This window comes from Bradyrhizobium amphicarpaeae, from assembly GCF_002266435.3.
Classification (GTDB): Bacteria; Pseudomonadota; Alphaproteobacteria; order Rhizobiales; family Xanthobacteraceae; genus Bradyrhizobium; species Bradyrhizobium amphicarpaeae.
In genome coordinates this window covers 6629534-6647656 of record NZ_CP029426.2, presented here as the reverse complement: position 1 = coordinate 6647656, position 18123 = coordinate 6629534, and the positions used below count along the sequence as shown (strand labels likewise).

At 65.4% G+C, this 18123-nt stretch carries 18 protein-coding genes and 1 tRNA gene; 7 read left to right on the top strand and 12 right to left on the bottom strand.

What is annotated here, in order from left to right:
* Window positions 1–158: 158 nt before the first annotated feature.
* From dapE to rpmH, 11 genes are all read right to left on the bottom strand, one after another.
* Window positions 159–1337 carry a succinyl-diaminopimelate desuccinylase gene (dapE, locus tag CIT40_RS31210; RefSeq protein ID WP_094893106.1) on the bottom strand — a complete coding sequence of 393 codons (1179 nt, stop codon included), beginning with the start codon at window positions 1335–1337 and terminating at the stop codon, window positions 159–161.
* On the bottom strand, window positions 1334–1933 hold the full coding sequence (locus CIT40_RS31205; protein WP_334265229.1) for a DUF805 domain-containing protein: 600 nt from the start codon (window positions 1931–1933) through the stop codon (window positions 1334–1336). The genes dapE and CIT40_RS31205 overlap by 4 nt, the downstream gene beginning before the upstream one ends.
* A gap of 273 nt (window positions 1934–2206) precedes the next feature.
* Entirely contained in the window at window positions 2207–3052 is an 846-nt protein-coding gene (dapD, locus tag CIT40_RS31200; protein ID WP_094893104.1) for a 2,3,4,5-tetrahydropyridine-2,6-dicarboxylate N-succinyltransferase, read from the bottom strand.
* 186 nt (window positions 3053–3238) lie between these two features.
* Complete coding sequence (locus tag CIT40_RS31195) at window positions 3239–3928, bottom strand: pyrimidine 5'-nucleotidase (RefSeq protein WP_094893103.1); 690 nt, start codon at window positions 3926–3928, stop codon at window positions 3239–3241.
* Between the two features lie 14 nt (window positions 3929–3942).
* Window positions 3943–4929, bottom strand: a complete 987-nt coding sequence (locus CIT40_RS31190; RefSeq protein ID WP_094893192.1) for a DUF1036 domain-containing protein — start codon at window positions 4927–4929, stop codon at window positions 3943–3945.
* A gap of 80 nt (window positions 4930–5009) precedes the next feature.
* The gene (gene argB, locus CIT40_RS31185) at window positions 5010–5897 is read right to left on the bottom strand and encodes an acetylglutamate kinase (RefSeq protein WP_094893102.1); all 888 of its coding nucleotides are present in this window, start codon (window positions 5895–5897) and stop codon (window positions 5010–5012) included.
* Between the two features lie 122 nt (window positions 5898–6019).
* Window positions 6020–6385, bottom strand: a complete 366-nt coding sequence (locus CIT40_RS31180) for a DUF423 domain-containing protein (RefSeq protein ID WP_162307910.1) — start codon at window positions 6383–6385, stop codon at window positions 6020–6022.
* On the bottom strand, window positions 6385–7038 hold the full coding sequence (gene yihA / locus CIT40_RS31175) for a ribosome biogenesis GTP-binding protein YihA/YsxC (RefSeq protein WP_094893100.1): 654 nt from the start codon (window positions 7036–7038) through the stop codon (window positions 6385–6387). The genes CIT40_RS31180 and yihA overlap by 1 nt, the downstream gene beginning before the upstream one ends.
* A gap of 114 nt (window positions 7039–7152) precedes the next feature.
* Entirely contained in the window at window positions 7153–9000 is a 1848-nt protein-coding gene (gene yidC, locus CIT40_RS31170; RefSeq protein ID WP_162307760.1) for a membrane protein insertase YidC, read from the bottom strand.
* 16 nt (window positions 9001–9016) lie between these two features.
* Window positions 9017–9412, bottom strand: coding sequence for a ribonuclease P protein component (gene rnpA, locus CIT40_RS31165; protein ID WP_094893098.1), 396 nt, complete (start codon window positions 9410–9412; stop codon window positions 9017–9019).
* Window positions 9413–9440: 28 nt separating this feature from the next.
* Complete coding sequence (rpmH, locus tag CIT40_RS31160; protein ID WP_008542748.1) at window positions 9441–9575, bottom strand: 50S ribosomal protein L34; 135 nt, start codon at window positions 9573–9575, stop codon at window positions 9441–9443.
* Window positions 9576–9941: 366 nt separating this feature from the next.
* Between rpmH and CIT40_RS31155 the strand changes: the two genes are divergently transcribed.
* The 4 genes from CIT40_RS31155 to CIT40_RS31140 all read left to right on the top strand — a co-directional run bounded on the left by CIT40_RS31155 (window position 9942) and on the right by CIT40_RS31140 (window position 13154).
* The gene (locus tag CIT40_RS31155) at window positions 9942–11441 is read left to right on the top strand and encodes an ATP-binding protein (protein ID WP_094893097.1); all 1500 of its coding nucleotides are present in this window, start codon (window positions 9942–9944) and stop codon (window positions 11439–11441) included.
* A 244-nt stretch (window positions 11442–11685) separates the two neighbouring features.
* Window positions 11686–11762, top strand: a tRNA-Arg gene (locus tag CIT40_RS31150).
* Between the two features lie 84 nt (window positions 11763–11846).
* The gene (gene queD / locus CIT40_RS31145) at window positions 11847–12203 is read left to right on the top strand and encodes a 6-carboxytetrahydropterin synthase QueD (protein ID WP_094893096.1); all 357 of its coding nucleotides are present in this window, start codon (window positions 11847–11849) and stop codon (window positions 12201–12203) included.
* A 48-nt stretch (window positions 12204–12251) separates the two neighbouring features.
* Window positions 12252–13154 (top strand): hypothetical protein, encoded by a 903-nt coding sequence (locus CIT40_RS31140; RefSeq protein ID WP_094893095.1) that lies wholly within the window; start codon window positions 12252–12254, stop codon window positions 13152–13154.
* Window positions 13155–13169: 15 nt separating this feature from the next.
* On the opposite strand, the gene CIT40_RS31135 is transcribed toward CIT40_RS31140, so the two are convergent.
* Window positions 13170–13940, bottom strand: coding sequence for an IclR family transcriptional regulator (locus tag CIT40_RS31135; protein ID WP_094893094.1), 771 nt, complete (start codon window positions 13938–13940; stop codon window positions 13170–13172).
* A gap of 205 nt (window positions 13941–14145) precedes the next feature.
* Here CIT40_RS31135 and CIT40_RS31130 point away from each other — a divergent pair, with 205 nt between their 5' ends.
* The 3 genes from CIT40_RS31130 to CIT40_RS31120 are packed head-to-tail and all read left to right on the top strand — an operon-like array spanning window position 14146 to window position 18076.
* Window positions 14146–14937, top strand: a complete 792-nt coding sequence (locus CIT40_RS31130; protein WP_094893191.1) for an enoyl-CoA hydratase/isomerase family protein — start codon at window positions 14146–14148, stop codon at window positions 14935–14937.
* A gap of 3 nt (window positions 14938–14940) precedes the next feature.
* Window positions 14941–17028 (top strand): acetate--CoA ligase family protein, encoded by a 2088-nt coding sequence (locus tag CIT40_RS31125; RefSeq protein WP_094893093.1) that lies wholly within the window; start codon window positions 14941–14943, stop codon window positions 17026–17028.
* A 22-nt stretch (window positions 17029–17050) separates the two neighbouring features.
* Entirely contained in the window at window positions 17051–18076 is a 1026-nt protein-coding gene (locus tag CIT40_RS31120; protein ID WP_094893190.1) for a tripartite tricarboxylate transporter substrate binding protein, read from the top strand.
* The last annotated feature ends 47 nt before the right edge of the window (window positions 18077–18123 follow it).

The following is an 18123-nucleotide window of genomic DNA, read 5'->3' as shown; positions in this document are numbered from 1 at the left end:
GATAGACGCCCTTTGCCACGTTCACCGCTGTCATTCCCCGCGAAGGCGGGGAATCCAGTACGCCGCGGCCTCTCGATTCAATCACTGACGGTGATGGAATACTGGATCGTCCGCTTTCGCGGACGATGACAGCTGTGGGTTCTGTGGCAGCGCGACCCCTACCCAAAATACCGCGTCAGGATCCCGCGATACACCTTCGTCAACGTCTCCAGATCCTTCACCGGCACGCGCTCGTCGACCTGATGCATGGTCTGGCCGACCAGCCCGAACTCGATCACCGGGCAATAGCTGGAGATGAACCGCGCATCCGACGTGCCTCCGCTGGTCGACAGCTCCGGCTTGCGCCCCGTCACCTCCTCGATCGCGGACACCGCGAGATCGGTGAACAAGCCCGGCTTGGTCACGAACACGTTGGAGTTCGAAGGCTCCCAGACGATGCGGGCCTTGACGCGGTTGCCGCAGGCTTTTGCCAGGCGCGTTTCGACCAGCTCGCGCAATGACGCCTGGGTGTGGTTGTCGTTGTAGCGGATGTTGAACCTGGCGCGGGCCTCGCCGGGGATCACGTTGAAGGCCTTGTTGCCGACATCGACCGAGACGAATTCGAGATTGGACGCCTGGAATTGCGCGCTGCCATGGTCGAGCGGTTCGTCGGAGATCGCGACGATCAGGCGCGAAATGTCAGGCACCGGATTGGCCGCGCGATGCGGATAGGCGACGTGGCCCTGCACGCCGTCCACGTACAGCGTGCCGGATTGCGAGCCGCGTCGGCCGACCTTGATGGTGTCGCCGAGGGTCTCGACATTGGAGGGCTCGCCCAGCACGCAATGGTCGAACTTCTCGCCGCGCTCGGCGGCCCATTTCAAGAGTTTGATGGTGCCGTTGATCGAGACGTCTTCCTCGTCGCCGGTGATCAGGAACGAGATCGAGCCCGAGCCGGATTCTTGGCCGTCGGCGCGCGGCTTGCCGCCATTGGCGGCGAGATGCTCCAGCACCGCGGCCACCGAGCAGGCGATGCCGCCCTTCATATCGACAGCGCCGCGGCCGTGCAGCACGCCGTCCTTGACCTCTCCGGAGAACGCGCCGACGCTCCAGGCGCTCTCGTCACCGGGCGGTACCACGTCGGTATGGCCGGCGAAGGTGATGTGCGGACCCTCGCTGCCGATCCGCGCATAGAGATTGTCGACGTCGGCGGTGCCGGGTTCGCTGAAGGTCACGCGGTGGCAAGTGAAGCCTGCGGCGTTGAGGGCCTTTTCGAGCACCCCGAGCGCACCGGCATCTTCAGGGGTCACGGAGGGGCAGCGGATCAGATCGCGGGCAATGGAGAGAGCATCGGTCATGCACCCCGATTAACATGCATGCCGCCGGGTGGGCTAGCGCTGGGCGGCACCAATTCGAGCTCGCTTTGCTGGTCCCAGCTTTTTGCAGGGGACGAGGCGGATGCGGAGCCGTCCTCGACCTCGGCGAGCGGATCGGGCCCGAACCGGTTTTCGCCCGAGGTGCCCGGCACGATGAACATTTCGACGAGGCCCCACAGCCACAGGGTGGAGGCGGTGAGGCTGAGCGCAAGCGTCCAGTTGCCGTCGGGCAAAAGGTCCGAGAACTGGCTGAACAGGCCGGGCATGAGGAAGAACGGAATCATCCACCAGCCGCTCCTGTCGCGATCGTGCAGGCGCTTGATGGCCGTTGCCAGGAAAATCCATGCGAACATCGCCAGGCGGGACGACTTCAGGATCAGATCCGTGCGGTCGAGAGAGGCCAGTGAACGATAGGCCCGGGGATCGACCAGCTTGAAGATGTCGTCGAGGCCGAAGTCGAAATCGAGTTTGATGGATAGCTTTGACGATCCTTCGGCATTGAGGATGTGAATGACCTGACCGATCAGCCAGAGCAAGCCCGCCAGCAGCGCGACGATCAGAAGCGCCTGCCACAGCAAGGCGCGGCTGATGCGGCCGTCGAAGCGGAAAAGATACCAGGTCCAGTCCATGCGAACGGCTCCGGGCGGGAGGAGCCGCCCGAGAATTGGTCGCGACGGGGGAAGGGTGGGTTCGATGCGCTGTCGGGTCCGTCATCCTCGGTGCGCGCCACGCGTCGCGAAGCGGCGCATGGTAAGCCGCGAGGGATGCGTGGCCGAGCCCGGCCGCCGCCCTTCGAGGGCCGCCGAAGGGGCGGCCGCCTCAGGGTGACGGTTTACTTTTCAGATGCGGCCTCAATCCCGCAGCAGCTCGTTGATGCTGGTCTTGGAGCGCGTGCGCTCGTCGACGCGCTTGACGATCACGGCGCAGGCGGTGCTGGGGCCGATCTGGCCGTTCTTCATCGGCTTCCCGGGCAGCGCGCCGGGTACCACCACCGAATACTCAGGCACTTCGCCGATGAAGATCTCGCCGGTCTCGCGGTCGACGATCTTGGTGGAGGCGCCCAGGAACACGCCCATCGCCAGCACCGCGCCCTTGCGCACGATCACGCCTTCGGCAACTTCCGAGCGGGCGCCGATGAAGCAGTCGTCCTCGACGATCACGGGCTCGGCCTGCAGCGGCTCGAGCACGCCGCCGATGCCGGCGCCGCCGGAGATGTGCACGCGCTTGCCGATCTGCGCGCAGGAGCCGACGGTGGCCCAGGTGTCCACCATGGTGCTCTCATCGACATAGGCGCCGAGATTGACGAAGGACGGCATCAGCACGACGTTCTTGGCGATGAAGGCCGAGCGGCGCACCACCGCGCCCGGCACGGCGCGAAAACCGGCATCGCGAAAACGGTTCTCGCCCCAGCCTTCGAACTTCGAGGGCACCTTGTCCCACCAGTTCGCCTGGCCCGGGCCGCCGTTGATGACGCCCATGTCGTTGAGGCGGAACGACAGCAGCACGGCCTTCTTCAGCCATTGATTGACCTTCCACTTGCCGTCGGCGCCGCGCTCGGCGACGCGGGCCTCACCCTTGTCCAGGGTCTCCAGCGCCTGATCCACGGCCTCGCGTACTTCGCCCTTGGTCGAGGTCGAGATGCCGTCGCGCGCGTCGAAGGCGCTGTTGATGGTGGATTCGAGGGCTGCAAGGGACATCGGGATTTCCTCGTGGGAAGGGAATTTTGACGGATTGGGGCGCTTTTTCGGGATTTGGAGGGGCGGAGTCAAGCTTGGCTTCGCCATCGTCACCCGCGAAGATCCGTAGCCCGCATGAGCGTAGCGATATGCGGGACCGCTCGGGCCAATTTCCCGGATGTCGCTTCGCTCATCCGGGCTACGGGACTATCGCGGCAGCCTGTCCAAGAACCCTGTCAGATCATCCGTGACGTAATCGACATGGGCGGCATTCCGGCCTTCCAGCTCCCAGTCCTCGCGCACGACCTCCTTGGTCCCATCCGGCACCACCAGCACCGTGGTCATGCCGAGCTGGTGCGGGACGGTGAGGTTGCGGGCGAGGTCCTCGAACATCGCGGCTTTGGTCGGATCGACCGCGTGGTCGGCGAGGAATTTTCGATAGGTCTGCGCCGCCGGCTTCGGCTCGAATTCCGCGGCGATGATGTCGAACACGCCGTCGAAATGCGTTGCCAGGCCGAGCCGCGCCAGCACTGCATCGACATGGTCGACCGAGCCGTTGGTCAGGATCAGCTTGCGCCCCGACAATCTTGCGATCGCTTCACCGAGCGCCGGGTTCGGCTCCAGCGGCGAATGGTCGATCTTGTGGACGTAGGCGAGATAGTCGTCGGCGGACACGCCATGCAGGGTCATCATGCCGCGCATGGTAGTGCCGAAGCGCAGGTAATAATCCTTCTGGAGTTTTCGCGCTTCCGCCGGCGTCACCTGCAGCCAGCTCGACACGAACTCGGTGATCCGCACATCGACCTGCTGCCACAGATTGACGTGATGCGGATACAGCGTGTTGTCGAGGTCGAACACCCAGGTGTCGACATGAGTGAAGCCGCGGGGTTGGTTCATCGCAACTCTTTCATTCACGGCGCTGTAAAGCGCAGCGTCTTGCCGCCGCTCGACATGTCCACGGGGCCAAAGCCGGTTGCCGCGAAACCACGCGCGCTGCAGTCGGCCTGCTCATTGGTTTCGAACTTGGTCTCGCGCGTGCAGAGCTGCCTGTCACCGCCCCAGTTCAGCGGCTTGTCCTTCAGCTTGACGGCGCGGTTGTCGGCGTCGACGGCCTCCGCGAAGCTGAAGATCTGCTTCGGCTGGCCGGTGACATCAGGATGCAGGCACGTCTTGGGATCGATGCGATACCAGCCGCGGCTGGTGACGGACTTGCCGTCGTCGGTTGCGATCGCCGCCATCACCTTGTGCGGCGTGTCGTTGCACCAGGTGAGGCCGGTCGCGGACGGCGTCTGCACCGCATCGACCATGGTCTTGAAGAAATTCGGCGAGCCCACGATGTCCGCGGACAAGCCGCGGCTCTTCAGGAACGCGGCCAGGGCCGCTTGGGTCTTCGGCCCGTCGACGCCGTCGATCGGCGCGGCATCGTAGCCCGCGATCACCAGCAGCCGCTGGATCCCGGCGAGGCGAGCCTGCTCGTCGTCATATTCGGAATCCTCGGCGAGATAGGCAATCAGGTTGCCGTCGGCGCCTTGCGCCGGCGTCACTTGCGTAAAGGCGGCCTGGGTCTGGCCGCTGCGGCATTGCCGGGCCGCGGCGATGACGAAATTGTCCTGCGCCACGCACAGCATGTCGCTGCCGTTCTGCGGAATCGGGGAGGCGCCATAGACGCCGAGCGCGCGGGCGTTGAGCAGGATGCGGTCGGCCGTCAGCGTGCCCTGCACCACCACGCGGCAGGTGGCGGGATCGACCCTGAACCAGCCCCGTGTCGCCGTCGCCGCCTTGTCGTCGATGCCGATAGCGGCCTCGACGACATAGGACATCCGGTTGCAGATCTTCAGATCGGCGAAGGCCGGCACCGAGGAGAACACGAACGAGACGGCCGCGGCCGGCAGCGCCATCAGGAAGCGGGTCATGGACGAGCGGCGGGGGCGTCCCTGCCCCAGCCCAACCATGACGCCGTTCTTTGTCCGCTCGTCCCTCACTTGTGGATCAGCGTTCCCGTGCCGGTGTTGGTGAAGAGCTCGAGCAGCACGGCATGCTGCATCTTGCCGTCGATGATGACGACGCCCTCGACGCCCTGCTCCAGCGCATAGATGCAGGTCTCGACCTTCGGGATCATGCCGCCGGAAATGGTGCCGTCGGCAATCAGCTTGCGCGCGTCCTTCACAGAGAGCTGCGGGATCAGCTTCTTCGACTTGTCGAGCACGCCGGGCACGTCGGTGAGCAGCAGCAGCCGCTTGGCCTTCAGCGCGCCGGCGACGGCCCCTGCAAAGGTGTCGGCGTTGACGTTCAGCGTCTGGCCGTCCTTCGAGGTCGCGAGCGGCGCCAGCACCGGGATCAGCTCGTAGCCGATCAGCTGGTTGAGCAGCGTGAGGTCGACCTTCTCGGGGTCGCCGACGAAGCCGAGATCGACCGCCTTCTCGATATGCGAGCCCGGGTCGATGATGGTGCGCGTCGTCTTCGTCGCCTTCACCATGTTGGCGTCCTTGCCGGACAGCCCCACGGCCTTGCCGCCGGCCTCGTTGATGTAGCCGACGATCTGCTTGTTGACGGAGCCGGCCAGCACCATCTCGACGATCTCGATAGTCGCCGCATCGGTGATGCGCAGGCCGGCTGCGAATTCCGAGACGATGCCGAGGCGCTTGAGCATGGTCGCGATCTGCGGCCCGCCGCCATGCACCACGACCGGATTGATCGCGGTCTGCTCCAGCAGCACGATGTCGCGCGCGAAGTTCTTGGCGGTCTCCTCGTCGCCCATGGCATGGCCGCCATATTTGATGACGATGGTTTCCTCGTCATACTGCTGCATGTGCGGCAGCGCTTCGGACAGGATGCGGGCCTGGTCGAGCGGGGAGATTTCGGTCATGAGGCGGATCTCGCTGGCGGGTCGGTCGGTGCGCGTTCTATCCGATTGGCGGGCGCGGCGCAAAGTGTGGCAGACATGCCGCTGCGTAGCCCGGATTGCGCTTCGCTCCATCCGGGCTACGGTCAGCGCTTCGCCACCATCGCCGCCAGCGTCACCGCCAGCCAGCTCGCGATCATCACCGTCCCACCCGTCGGGGCCGCCATCGGAAACAGCGCGTGCCCCGCATATTGCCGCAAGGTCAGGTCGCCCGCGAACAGCGCCGCGCCGATCACGAAGCCGAACGCGCCGATGAGGCCAATTCCGCCGTGCAGAAGGCCGCGCGCGAGCAGCGCCGTCGCGGCAAGTATGGCAGTTGCGTGAAACAGCAGCATCGCGCTGGCGGAAGCCAGCCGGCTTGCATCGGCGCCATGGGCGGCAGCCGCGGCCAGCGCGACGCCGGCGGCGCCCATCAAGCCGGCCAGCCCGATCAGCAGGCGCTGTGCCACCATCACGAGGCCCGCTCTTCCAGCAGCTTCGCCATCGCGGCGCGCAGGCTTTCCATGCCGGTCGAGCTGCGCGACGAGGTCGCGAGCACGTTCGGGAACGCGGCCGGATGCTTGGCGAGCGCGGCCTCGGTCTCCGCGATGCGCGATTGCAGCTCGGAGGCCTTCACCTGATCGGCCTTGGTCAGCACGACCTGGTAGCTGACGGCGGAGCGGTCGAGCGTCTTGAGCACCTCGAGGTCGACGTCCTTGAGGCCATGGCGCGCGTCGATCAGCACATAGACGCGCGCGAGCGAAGCGCGCCCCAGCAGGAATTTGTGGATCAGCTCGGTCCAGGACGCGACCTGGCTCTTTGGCGCCTTGGCGTAGCCATAGCCGGGCATGTCGACGAGCCGCAGATCGGTCTTGCCGGGGACCTCGAAGAAGATCAGCTCCTGGGTGCGGCCCGGCGTATGCGAGGTGCGCGCCAGCGCGTTGCGCCCCGTGAGCGCGTTGATCAAGCTCGACTTGCCGACATTGGAGCGGCCGGCAAAGGCCACCTCCAGCCCCGCCATCGGCGGCAGCGTCTGGATCGAAGGCGAGGCCCAGATGAACTGCCAGTCGCGCGCGAACAGCTTCCGTCCGGCCTCGATCAGCTTCGCATCTTCGTCGTCGGTCATGCGAAGGCTTTCAATTGTCTACCTCGTCATTGCGAGCGAAGCGAAGCAATCCAGAATGCGTCCATGGAAACAGTCTGGATGCTTCGTCGCTTCGCTCCTCGCAATGACGGGAAGCTACGTCGCTTTCCTCGCGAACGTCGCCTTGAGATTGTCGAACAGCTCCACCTTCACGCCGTTGCGGCGCATGATGTAGCTCTGCTGGAGCACCGAGAGCGTGTTGTTCCAGGCCCAGTAGATCACGAGACCCGCCGGGAAGCCCGCCAGCATGAAGGTGAAGATCAGCGGCATCCAGTTGAAGATCAGCTGCTGCGTCGGATCCGGCGGCGTCGGGTTCAGCTTCATCTGGAACCACATCGTGATGCCCATGATGATCGGCCAGATGCCGAGCGCGAGGTAATGGCCGAACACCGGCAGCGTGGTCGGATCGAACGGAATCAGGCCGAACAGCGTGAACAAATTGGTCGGATCGGGCGCGGAGAGGTCCTTGATCCAGCCGAAGAACGGCGCGTGCCGCATCTCGATGGTGACGAACAGCACCTTGTAGAGCGAGAAGAACACCGGGATCTGGATCACAACGGGAAGACAACCGGCGACCGGATTGATCTTCTCCTTGCGGTAGATCTCCATCATCTCCTGCTGCTGTTTCACCTTGTCGTCGGGGTAGCGCTCCTTCAGCGCCGCAAGCTGCGGCTGGACCGACTTCATCTTCGCCATCGAGGCGTAGGACTTGTTCGCCAGCGGGAAGAACAACAGCTTCACGATCACCGTCACGAGCAGGATCGAGATGCCGAAATTGCCGAAGAAGCGATAGAAGAAGTCGAGGCCGAGGAACATCGGCTTGGTGATGAAGTAGAACCAGCCCCAGTCGATCAGGAGATCGAAGTGGTTCAGCCCCAGCGCCTTGTTGTAGCCGCCGAGGCCGGCGAACGGGAACACGCCGACCACGCCGGCTTCCTTGGCGCCCGCGAACAGCCGCGCGTTCGCGGTCGCAGTGCCGCCGATCGCGACGGTGACGGGGTCGAGCAGGTAGTCGGTCTGGTAGGTGTGGACGTTGCCGACCGGGTTCGAGGAGAAGCGCGCCTGCAGCGGGGCATTGGTGTCGGGCAGCAGCGCCGAGGCCCAGTACTTGTCGGTGATGCCGAGCCAGCCGTTGGTGGCCTTGAAGTCCACCTTCTTGGCTTCGTCGATCTTCTTGTAGGCATATTCCTGCAGGCCCTGATCGCCGAGATAGCCGATCAGGCCTTCATGCAGGATGTAGTAGCCGGAGACCTGCGGCGCGCCGTGGCGCGAGATCAGCGCGAACGGATAGAGCGTGACCGGCGCGTTGCCGACATTGCTCACCTCGTCCTTGATGGTGAAGAGATAATGGTCGTCGACCGCGACGGTGCGGCGGAAGGTCAGGCCATCGCCGTTTTCCCACTTCAGGACAACCGGCGTCGTCGGCGTCAGGCTGCCGCTGCCCTCCTGCTGCCAGACGGTCTGGGCATCGGGCATTTTCGCGGTCACGCCCGTTGCCGCCACCCAGCCGAACTCGGCGTAATAGGGCTCCGCGGTGCCAGAGGGCGAATAGAGGATGATCGGCGGCGACTTCGGGTCGACCGTTTCGCGGAATTGCACCAGCGCGATGTCGTCGATGCGGCCGCCCTTCAGCGAGAGGCTGCCGACGATGCGCGGCGTGTCGATCTTCACGCGCGGGCTGGCGGCAATCGCGGTGTCGCGGGCGACGACCGGCTGGGCCTGCTGGTTCACGCCCGGGGTCGACGGCTGCGCGGCGCCGGCGGCCGGCGTGGCGCCCGGCGTTGCCGATGCGGTCGGCTGCGGCGTGGTCTTCTGAAGCTCGGTCTGCGCCTGCTGCTGGGCGCGCTGCTTCTCCATCGCCGGCACGTTGTAGAAATATTGCCAGGCGATCAGGACGAGGCCCGACAGAATGACGGCGAGGATGGTGTTGCGATTGTCGGTCATCACTATTGTCTCGTCATCAATCCGGTTTGCGGCTGGCAGCTGGGACGGGGCCGGGCCCTGGGTGTCTTGGGCCGCGATCCCTGTGCGTATGCCGCGCGGGCTTCGTGAACGCTATGCGCAGATCGTCGAGCATGGTGGCGAAGTCGCGCGAGAGCGCGTCCCTTCGGCCGACCAGGACATAATCATGATGGGGCTGCATCGACACCGGATCGACCCGCTTCACCAGTTCGCGAAGCCGTCGCCGGATACGATTGCGCACGGGGGCGTTGCCGTTCTTTTTGGTAACGGTGAAGCCGATCCGGATCGGACCGCCGTCGTCACGGAGGCGGCTTTGCAGGACGAACGCAGGACTATTCACCCGCGCGCCATTGGCAACGGCGAGGAAATCCGCCCGCTGCCTCAGCCGATCCATGATGAAATCCCGGAAAAGAGGGTCCGGCTCAGGCGCTCAGACGCTTGCGGCCGCGGGCGCGGCGGGCGGCGAGAACCTTGCGACCGCCGGCAGTGGCGAGACGGGCACGGAAGCCGTGACGGCGCTTGCGCACCAGTTTGCTGGGTTGATAAGTCCGCTTCACGGGTTTTTCTCCGCTGACCGGGCAATTTGCCTGTAGAATTGAAGGTAAAGCCCGGAAGATGCGGCCCCAAACGGGCCTTTTTCGGCCCCTAAGAGAGCCGCTCCCGGCGTCACACCGGGTCATCGCGGACAATTTGGCCGGCTTATAAGGGAGCGCCTTGTTTTCGTCAACGCCGCACAAGCGCACGGTTCCGGTGAATATCGCTGTTTGTGCGGGGTTTTTAATCCTTGAGGTGGCGACTCGTCATATCAGCGATTACATCCCACCTTGGCAGATTAGCGATCCGTAATTTGACCCGACCGGGGCCGGACCGCATCTTCATACCCGCCGATCCTTCACCCGCCAGAGGCAGCGAGGGCGCATTTCGTGGCAGCGACAGACCTCCAGCCGGTCCAGGATCAGGATCAGCAGGACCAGCCGGCGACGCGCTGCCGCGGGACGCGGGGGCTCGGGCTGTCTGGCAAGCTGCTGCTGCTCACCATTCCCCTGGTGATGATCGCGGCCAGCCTGCTTTATGTGCCCGCCATCGCCAACTTCTGGGTCAACCGGCTGAATGACCGCGTCGCCGCCGCCAACACGGCGGCGCTGGTGCTCGATGCGGCGCCGCTCGGCATGGTTCCCGATTCGCTGTCGCGTCAGATCCTGAAGAGCATCAATGCCCGCGCGGTCGCCATCAAGATGGGCCAGCAGCGCCGGCTGCTCGCCAGCGACAATCTGCCGACCGCCATCGAGCACGACATCGACCTGCGCGACATGACGGCGTGGGAGGCGATCACCGGCTCGTTCCGGATGATGCTGGAGACCGGCAACCAGGCCATTCGCATCGTCGGGCCCGGCGTCGGCAATGCCCAGTTCATGGAGATCGTCACCGACGAGCTGCCGCTGCGGCAGCAGATGTACCGGTTCTCCCGCAATGTCGTGGTGGTCGCGCTGATCATCGCGGCGCTGACCGCGGGCCTCGTCTATCTCGCGCTTCATTATCTCTTCGTGCGCCCGATGCGGCGGCTGACCGCGAGCCTGGTCGGCTTCCACGAAAACCCCGAAAGCTCGGCGCGGATCATCGTGCCGAGCCAGCGCAGCGACGAAATCGGCGTCGCCGAGCGGGAATTGTCGGACATGCAGCGCGATTTGATGTCGATGCTGCATCAGAAGAGCCGGCTCGCCGCCCTCGGCCTTGCCGTGTCCAAGATCAACCACGATCTGCGCAATCTGCTGGCCTCGGCCCAGCTGCTGTCGGATCAGCTCGCCAGCGTGCCGGATCCGCGGGTGCAGCGCTTTGCGCCGAAGCTCGTGCGCTCGCTCGAGCGCGCCATCGCCTTCTGCCAGTCGACGCTGTCCTACGGCCGTGCCCAGGAAGCCGCGCCGGACCGGCGCATGATCCTGATCGAGCCCGTGGTGTTGGAGGTGCGCGAGACGGCGGGTCTCGCCAGCGATGCCTCGATCGCCTGGGTCGCCGCGATCGATCGCGGGCTTGCGGTCGATGCCGATCCCGATCAGCTGTTCCGGGTGCTGCTCAACCTCGTCCGCAACGCCGCCCAGGCGCTGGAGAGTCATTCTTCGGGCGAGGGCGGGGTGCAGCAGATCCGGATCACGGGAAAACGCGAGGGCGCCGTCGCGATTCTCGAGGTCTCCGACACCGGCCCCGGCGTGCCCCCGAAAACCAGGCAGCACCTGTTCGAGGCGTTCCAGACCTCCGGCCGTCCCGGCGGCAGCGGCCTCGGCCTTGCCATCGCCGCCGAGCTGGTCCGCGCCCATGGCGGCGACATCCACCTCGTCGAAGGCACCATCGGCGCCACCTTCCGCATCGTCATCCCCGATCGCCCCGTGGAACTGCTCTCCATCCGCAACGAGCGGCAGAGGGCGTAGTCGGCCAGCGGCCGAGTTGGCGATCTCTACGCGCGGCCGTGCACAGCCATCTGACCCGTCATTCCGGGTCTGGCCCTGCGGGCCATCCCGGAATGACGATGATGAGGTGGAGGTACGCGAAAATCTCCCCATCCCGGACCTTGCCAACCGGGGCAAGAGCGGTTAGTCAGAGCGCTCTTTCGCACCCCTCCGGCGCTGTCCGGAGGCTGCCTGCGGGCTTAGGCCCGCATCGTTCGCGAAAAACGCGCCCGTAGCTCAGCTGGATAGAGCATCAGACTACGAATCTGAGGGTCGGACGTTCGAATCGTTCCGGGCGCGCCATTCTTCGCCGAAAGGTTGGAACCAAGCAGCATCCGGTCGCCAGACGGGCCCGAGGCCGGATGGCCACGCCGTGTGAGGAGTTGGATGAGGATATCGCAGGCGTTCAAGTTCGAGGCGGCGCATCGGCTGCCGAACGTGCCCGAGACCCATCGATGCCGCCGGCTGCATGGTCATTCCTACCGGGTGGAGGTCCTGCTGGACGGACCGGTCGATCCGCACACCGGCTTCGTCGCTGATTTCTTCGACATCGAGAAAAGCTTCGCCGACATCCTGGGCGCGCTGGATCACCACTGCCTGAACGAGGTCAAAGGCCTCGAGAACCCGACCGCCGAGAATATCGCGATTTGGATCTGGGACCGGCTGAAGCCGAGCCTTCCGCAATTGTCGGCCGTGCGGGTCTACGAAACCGCGGATTGCTGGGCCGAATTTGACGGGCGGTGACGACGTCTAATCGTTTCGGGTGCGCCATTTCGATAGTAAAGGTCCCCCATGCGCACCATCGAACGTCTGTTCTCCGGCCTCACTCTATTTCTTGCGATTGCAGCCGCCCCGGTGCTTCCCGCACGCGCGGCTGAAACCTGCCCGTTCATCAGCGCGAAGGAGCTTGCCGCTGCGATGCCGGCGCTCAAATGGTCGCTGATCTCAAATCAGGATGGTCGCGGCTGCATCTATCAGGCCGGGCGCGGCGACACGATGATGCTCACCGTGTTCCGCAATCCCGACAAGGACCGCGCCAGGGAATTGTACTTGACCTTCGTCAAGACGCTTGCCGAGCGCATGCCGCTCAACGCGGTGTCCGGGATCGGTGACGAAGGCCAGGGCGGAACGAGCGCAGCCGGCGCCGAGCGCCAGGAGGCCTCGGTCGTCGCCTTGTCGGGCGATTACATTCTGCAGATCAGCGTCTACCCGATCGGCCGGCGCGCCGACGATGCGCTGCTCGGGCCGATCACCGAAGCTGCGCGCGTGGCCATCGGTAGCGTCAGCAGGAGCAGCGAGCGGTTCGGCACTTGCGAGTGGCTCACGGCTGCGGATGCCGACGGCTTTCTCGACACGGGCACGCTGACGGTGCAGCGGACTGGCGCGGGCAGCTGCATGATGTTCGATCGCGAGGCCAACACCATGACCGTCGCGGTGATCGCGACCTCGCGCGACACCGCCATCGGCATGATGAAGCGCGCAGGTCCCTGCAAGCACGTGGCGATCCCCGAATTCGGCAGCGAAGCCTTCGGCGAGCATTCCTGTACCAAGGGCAACGGCAACGCCGTCAACATCTTCGTCTGGAAGAACGGCAGGCAGGCCTCGATCCTGTTCGCGCCGGTCAAGCCGCATGCCGAGTCCGGCTCTGTCGAGCGCCTGAAGGCGGTGGCGGGGCGGGTGTATGGAAAGCTTTGACGGCGCAAATTCCCGTCAGCCGCCCGTCAGCACCTCCTTGCACTTCGCCGCAAACGCGTTGAGGTAGGCGCCCATCTCGCCCGCCAGCGCCTCGGAGCGTTCGACGTTCTGCAGGCTCATGTTGAGCGCGTAGACCGGAAGTCCGTCCAGCACGATCGGCGTGGCGACGGCGAGAACGGCGGGCTGCCAGGAGACGGCACAATAGCCGTCGCGCGCGATGGCGCTGATCGATCGCCTGACGTCTGCGAGCAGTGCCTTGGTGGCCGCAGCGCTGCGCCGTTCGAATTGTTTCAGCAACCGCTCGCGCTCGGTCTCTGCGATGCCGGCGAGGTAGGCGCGGCCGAGCGACGTCAATTCCATGGGCACCTGCTGTCCGGCGACCACGTTGCGCAGCGCCGCGCGCGGGCTGTAGCGGATCGATTCCAGATAGACCATCATGGTTCGATCCGCGGTCGCGAGCCCCACGTTCAGCCGCCGCCTGGCCGATTCGGCCCGCATCATCGGTCCGATCGCGTTCAGCACGGGTGATCCCGTCCGCATCGCGTGGCCGATGCTGATGACGGACGCGGCAAGGCGGTAGCTCCGCTGGTTCCGGACTTCGTCGAGCATCCCGGAATTGACCAGCGTTCGCGTCAGACGGCTGACCGTCGATCGCGGCAAGCCTGTTCGCTCCGCGATCTCGCCGTTGCCGAGCGTGTCGACGCCGGGCCGGAATGCCCGGAGGATCTCGATGCCCCGCTCGAGCGAGCGATTGCCATCAACTCCACCCGCATAAATGCGCGCCATCTGCTCTTCCTGACATTTCCACTAAGTGGAAATATGGGGATGTTTCGGGCAGTGCAAGCCGCTATCAGCGCAGGGAAGAAAATGCCCCGGCCGCGCTGGGGCTCGACGAGGAAACGGCACGGCCGAAATCGGCATTTGGCCTCCGCAATGCGTCGCGGCGATCGGTCCGACGCCAGCCAGGGAGCCTGCCATGTCTTATCAGCTCATGTCTTATCAGCTCATCGAATTTTCCGTCGAGGCCGGTGTCGCGACGATTGCATTCAACCGGCCGGACCGGCGCAACGCCATGAGCGACGACATGCGCACCGAGTTCGTCGCTGCGCTCGAAGCCGTGGCCCGCGACAAGGCGATCAAGGCCCTGGTGCTGACGGGGCGCGGCAGTGCGTTTTGCGCCGGCGGCGACATCAGCGGAATGAAGCGACGGCTCGCGGCGCCGCAGGGCGAAGTCGCCTTCAACGGATGGAGCCGCCAGCAGGGCGTGCATCACGTGCAGTCGTTCCTGCTCGGCCTGCCGAAGCCGACCATTGCCGCCGTCAACGGCGCCGCAGCGGGCCTCGGCGCCGACACCGCGCTGGCCTGCGACTTCGTGATGGGCACGGAGCGGTCGAAGTTCACCTGGTCCTACATCAAGCGAGGCTTGATCCCCGACGGCGGCGGCCTGTATTTCCTGCCGCGCCGGGTCGGGCTTTCCAGGGCCAAGGAGCTGATCTTCACCGGGCGCGTCGTCGAGGCTGACGAAGCGCTCGCGCTCGGCATCGTCGATCGCAAGGTGGCCTCGAGCGAGCTGCTGTCGGCAGCGCAGGCCTGGGCGTTCGAACTGGCTCAGGGATCTCCCACTGCGCTGGCGCTGGGCAAGAAGATCCTGAACGAGACCTTCGAGCATTCGGCGCACGACATTTTCAGTCTCGGCAGCCAGGCGCAGGCCATCTGCTACACCAGCGCGGAGCATCGCGATGCTGTGACCGCGTTCCTTGCGCAATCCGCCTCGAAGGATTGAGCCATGGACGCCATCGAACGCCTGATCCGGCCGCGCAGTGTCGCCATCATCGGTGCATCGGCGGACCCGGGCAAGACCTCGGGGCGGCCGGTGTCCTATCTCCGGAAGCTTGGCTTCGCCGGCGCGATCTATCCCGTCAATCCGAAGGTCGCTGATATCGGCGGTCTGGCCTGCTACCCCGACATCGCCTCGCTGCCCGATGTGCCTGACGTCGGCCTCGTCCTGCTCGGCGCCGAGCGCGCGCACGTCGCGGTGCGCGAATTGTCCGAGCGAGGGGCTGCCGCGGCGATCGTGCTTGCCAGCGGCTTCACCGAAACGGGGGCGGAAGGCGCGGAGCGCCAGAAGCAGCTCATGCAAGCCGCCGGCTCCATGCGGATCCTCGGGCCGAACACGATCGGCCTCGTCAATCTCACCGACAATATCGTGCTGTCGGCGTCGGGCGCGCTGGCGATGGATGACTTCCCGGCGGGGCCGGTCGGATTGATCTCGCAAAGCGGCGGCATTCTCGGTGCCTTGCTGTCGCGCGCCGCGGCGCGCGGGGTCGGCCTGTCCAAGCTGGTGTCGACCAGCAACGAAGCCGATCTCGAGCTCGCCGATTTCATCGACTTCCTCGCCGACGACAGCGCAACGCGCGTCATTGCCCTCTATGTCGAGGCGATCCGAAATCCGTCTCGCTTTCGCGAGGCGGTGCTGAAAGCACGCCGCGCCGGCAAGCCCATTGTCGCCTTCAAGATCGGTCGATCGGAGGCCGGCGCGCAAGCGGCGGTCTCGCACACCGGCGCACTCGCTGGCTCCGACCGCATGTATGACGCCTTGTTCAGGCAACTCGGCGTGATCCGGGCAAAAACGTTCGAAGACCTGCTCGACATTCCCGCAGTCCTTGCCGCCGGACGCAAGCTCTCCGGCCGGCGTGTTGCGATCCTCACATCGACCGGCGGCGCCGGCACGATCGTGTCGGACAGTCTCGGCGTCGCCGGCTTTGCGACGCCGGCCCCCGACACCGAGACGGCGGCGCAATTGCGCAGCCTCCAGTCGGGACCGCAGGCCAATCTCGATCGCAATCCGATCGACGTGACCCTCGCCGGCCTGGAGCCCGATCTGCTTCGTGCCGCCATCCGCATCCTGCTCGCCAGTCCCTCCTACGACGCGCTGGTCGTCATTGCCGGCTCGTCGGCCGTGGGATCGCCAGCCCTGATGGCTGATGCCATCCGCGACTGCCTGCCGCTCAGCGACAAGCCGGTCATTGCCTATGTCAGCCCCTACGCGCCCGAGGTGGTTTCCGTCCTCACCCGGCGCGGCGTCCCGGCTTACACGTCGGCCGAGAGCTGTACGGCCGCGCTCGACGGGCTGTTGCGGGCCGGGATGCCGCAGCAGGTCCAGACATCAGGCGCGATCGAGGCGTCAGTCGATATCGGCGACGTCCCGACTGGTTCGCTCGATGAGGCACAGGCGAAAGCGTTGTTCGCTCGCTTTGGTGTTCCGGTCGCCGCAGAGAAAGTGGTCGCAACGGTAGCCGAAGCCGAACAGGCGGCGCGCGACTTCGGCGGCCGCGTCGTGCTCAAGATTCTCTCGCGCGAGATCGCGCACAAGAGCGACGTCGGCGGCGTCGCGGTCAACCTGACCGCCGAGACGGTCGGCAGCCGCCTGACGGCAATGGCAGATGAGGTCGAAGCAAGGGCCGGGAGGCGGCCCGACCAATTCCTGGTGCAGGAGATGATTTCAGGTGGCGTCGAGATCATTCTCGGAATGCATCGCGATCCTCTGGGAACCGCCATCCTCCTCGGAATGGGCGGGGTCACCGCCGAACTGTTCAAGGACACCACGATGCGTCTTCTCCCACCGGAAGGCGGTCTCGGTCTGTCCGAGGCGAGAGCGATGGCGCGCGAACTCGTCTCCTGGCCGTTGCTGGATGGCTTTCGCGGCCGCCCGAAATGCGATGTCGAAGCGCTCGCGGAAGCTGTCGTAGCCTTCTCGCGCATGGTTGCGCAGCTCGGCGATCGACTTTCCGAGGCGGAGATCAATCCGGTGTTCGTCTTGCCGGCGGGCCGCGGCGTGAAGGCGGCTGACGGATTGGTCGTTCTCAATGTCTGAACAAAATGGGATGGAGCTCCAGATGGCCAGTGGCGGAATCATCAATGACGGCGGCGTTCGCGGGAAGGGCTTTGCTGCCCGGCGCAAGCGAGGTCTTGCCATCCTCGCCTGTGCGGTCGTCGCGGGCCTCGGACTGACGCCGGCGCGCGCCGAATATCCCGACAAGATCATCAAGATCGTGGTGCCCTTCGCAGCCGGCGGCGGGACCGACATCATGGCGCGAACGACAGCTCAGGAAATCCAGACCGATCTCGGCAAGCCCGTCATCATCGAGAACAAGCCGGGCGCCGGGACCATCATCGGGACCCAAACGGTGGCCACCAGCGAGCCCGACGGCTATTCGCTGCTGATGGCGACCTTCGCGCACGCGGTCAACCCGAGCCTGTACAAGAAGCTGCCGTTCGATCCGCACCAGGATTTCGCGGCGGTTTCCCTGATCGCGCGGTCCTTCAACATCGTCGTCGTCAACCCCGCGTCCAAGATCAACTCGATCTCCGACCTGATCACCGAGGCCAAGGCCAATCCGGGCAAGCTCAACTTTGGCACGTTCGGGACCGGCACCTCGGCCCATCTCGCCGGCGAGCTGTTCAACGCGATGGCGAAGGTCAAGATGACGGCGGTGCCCTACAAGGGCGCGGCACCCGCGATCAGCGATCTCCTGGGGGGACAGATCGACGTGATGTTCACCACCGTGGCAAGCGCGGCCTCGCTGGTGTCAGCCGGGCAACTCCGGGCGCTGGCCGTCACATCCGCCGAGCGTTCGGCGGCGTTTCCGCAATTGCCGACCGTCGCCGAGGCCGGGGTTCCCGGCTACGCGGCTGAGTCCTGGTACGGATTGTACGCTCCGACCAAGACGCCGGCGCCGGTGATTGCACGCCTCAATCAGGCGATTGCAAAAGCCGTCCAGTCCGGTGCTTTCAAGAAGCTCGAGGCGAACGAAGGCCTCATCATGGTCGGCAGCGCTCCGGAAGAGCTTGATCGCTATGTCGCCCGGGAGGAAGAGCGCTGGCGCAAGCTGGTCAAGGACGCCAATATCGAGGTGCAATAGGCCTGGCGAAACCGGGCATATCCGGGGCCGCTCCACGGTCCCGGATA

Excerpts from the sequence above, each read along its gene's own strand:
- dapE (WP_094893106.1), bottom strand. The coding sequence starts at position 1,337 with ATGACCGATGCTCTCTCCATTGCCCGCGATCTGATCCGCTGCCCCTCC.
- dapD (WP_094893104.1), bottom strand. The coding sequence starts at position 3,052 with ATGTCCCTTGCAGCCCTCGAATCCACCATCAACAGCGCCTTCGACGCG.
- CIT40_RS31195 (WP_094893103.1), bottom strand. The coding sequence starts at position 3,928 with ATGAACCAACCCCGCGGCTTCACTCATGTCGACACCTGGGTGTTCGAC.
- CIT40_RS31190 (WP_094893192.1), bottom strand. The coding sequence starts at position 4,929 with ATGGCGCTGCCGGCCGCGGCCGTCTCGTTCGTGTTCTCCTCGGTGCCG.
- argB (WP_094893102.1), bottom strand. The coding sequence starts at position 5,897 with ATGACCGAAATCTCCCCGCTCGACCAGGCCCGCATCCTGTCCGAAGCG.
- CIT40_RS31180 (WP_162307910.1), bottom strand. The coding sequence starts at position 6,385 with ATGGTGGCACAGCGCCTGCTGATCGGGCTGGCCGGCTTGATGGGCGCC.
- yihA (WP_094893100.1), bottom strand. The coding sequence starts at position 7,038 with ATGACCGACGACGAAGATGCGAAGCTGATCGAGGCCGGACGGAAGCTG.
- yidC (WP_162307760.1), bottom strand. The coding sequence starts at position 9,000 with ATGACCGACAATCGCAACACCATCCTCGCCGTCATTCTGTCGGGCCTC.
- rnpA (WP_094893098.1), bottom strand. The coding sequence starts at position 9,412 with ATGGATCGGCTGAGGCAGCGGGCGGATTTCCTCGCCGTTGCCAATGGC.
- queD (WP_094893096.1), top strand. The coding sequence starts at position 11,847 with ATGAGGATATCGCAGGCGTTCAAGTTCGAGGCGGCGCATCGGCTGCCG.
- CIT40_RS31140 (WP_094893095.1), top strand. The coding sequence starts at position 12,252 with ATGCGCACCATCGAACGTCTGTTCTCCGGCCTCACTCTATTTCTTGCG.
- CIT40_RS31135 (WP_094893094.1), bottom strand. The coding sequence starts at position 13,940 with ATGGCGCGCATTTATGCGGGTGGAGTTGATGGCAATCGCTCGCTCGAG.
- CIT40_RS31130 (WP_094893191.1), top strand. The coding sequence starts at position 14,146 with ATGTCTTATCAGCTCATCGAATTTTCCGTCGAGGCCGGTGTCGCGACG.
- CIT40_RS31125 (WP_094893093.1), top strand. The coding sequence starts at position 14,941 with ATGGACGCCATCGAACGCCTGATCCGGCCGCGCAGTGTCGCCATCATC.
- CIT40_RS31120 (WP_094893190.1), top strand. The coding sequence starts at position 17,051 with ATGGCCAGTGGCGGAATCATCAATGACGGCGGCGTTCGCGGGAAGGGC.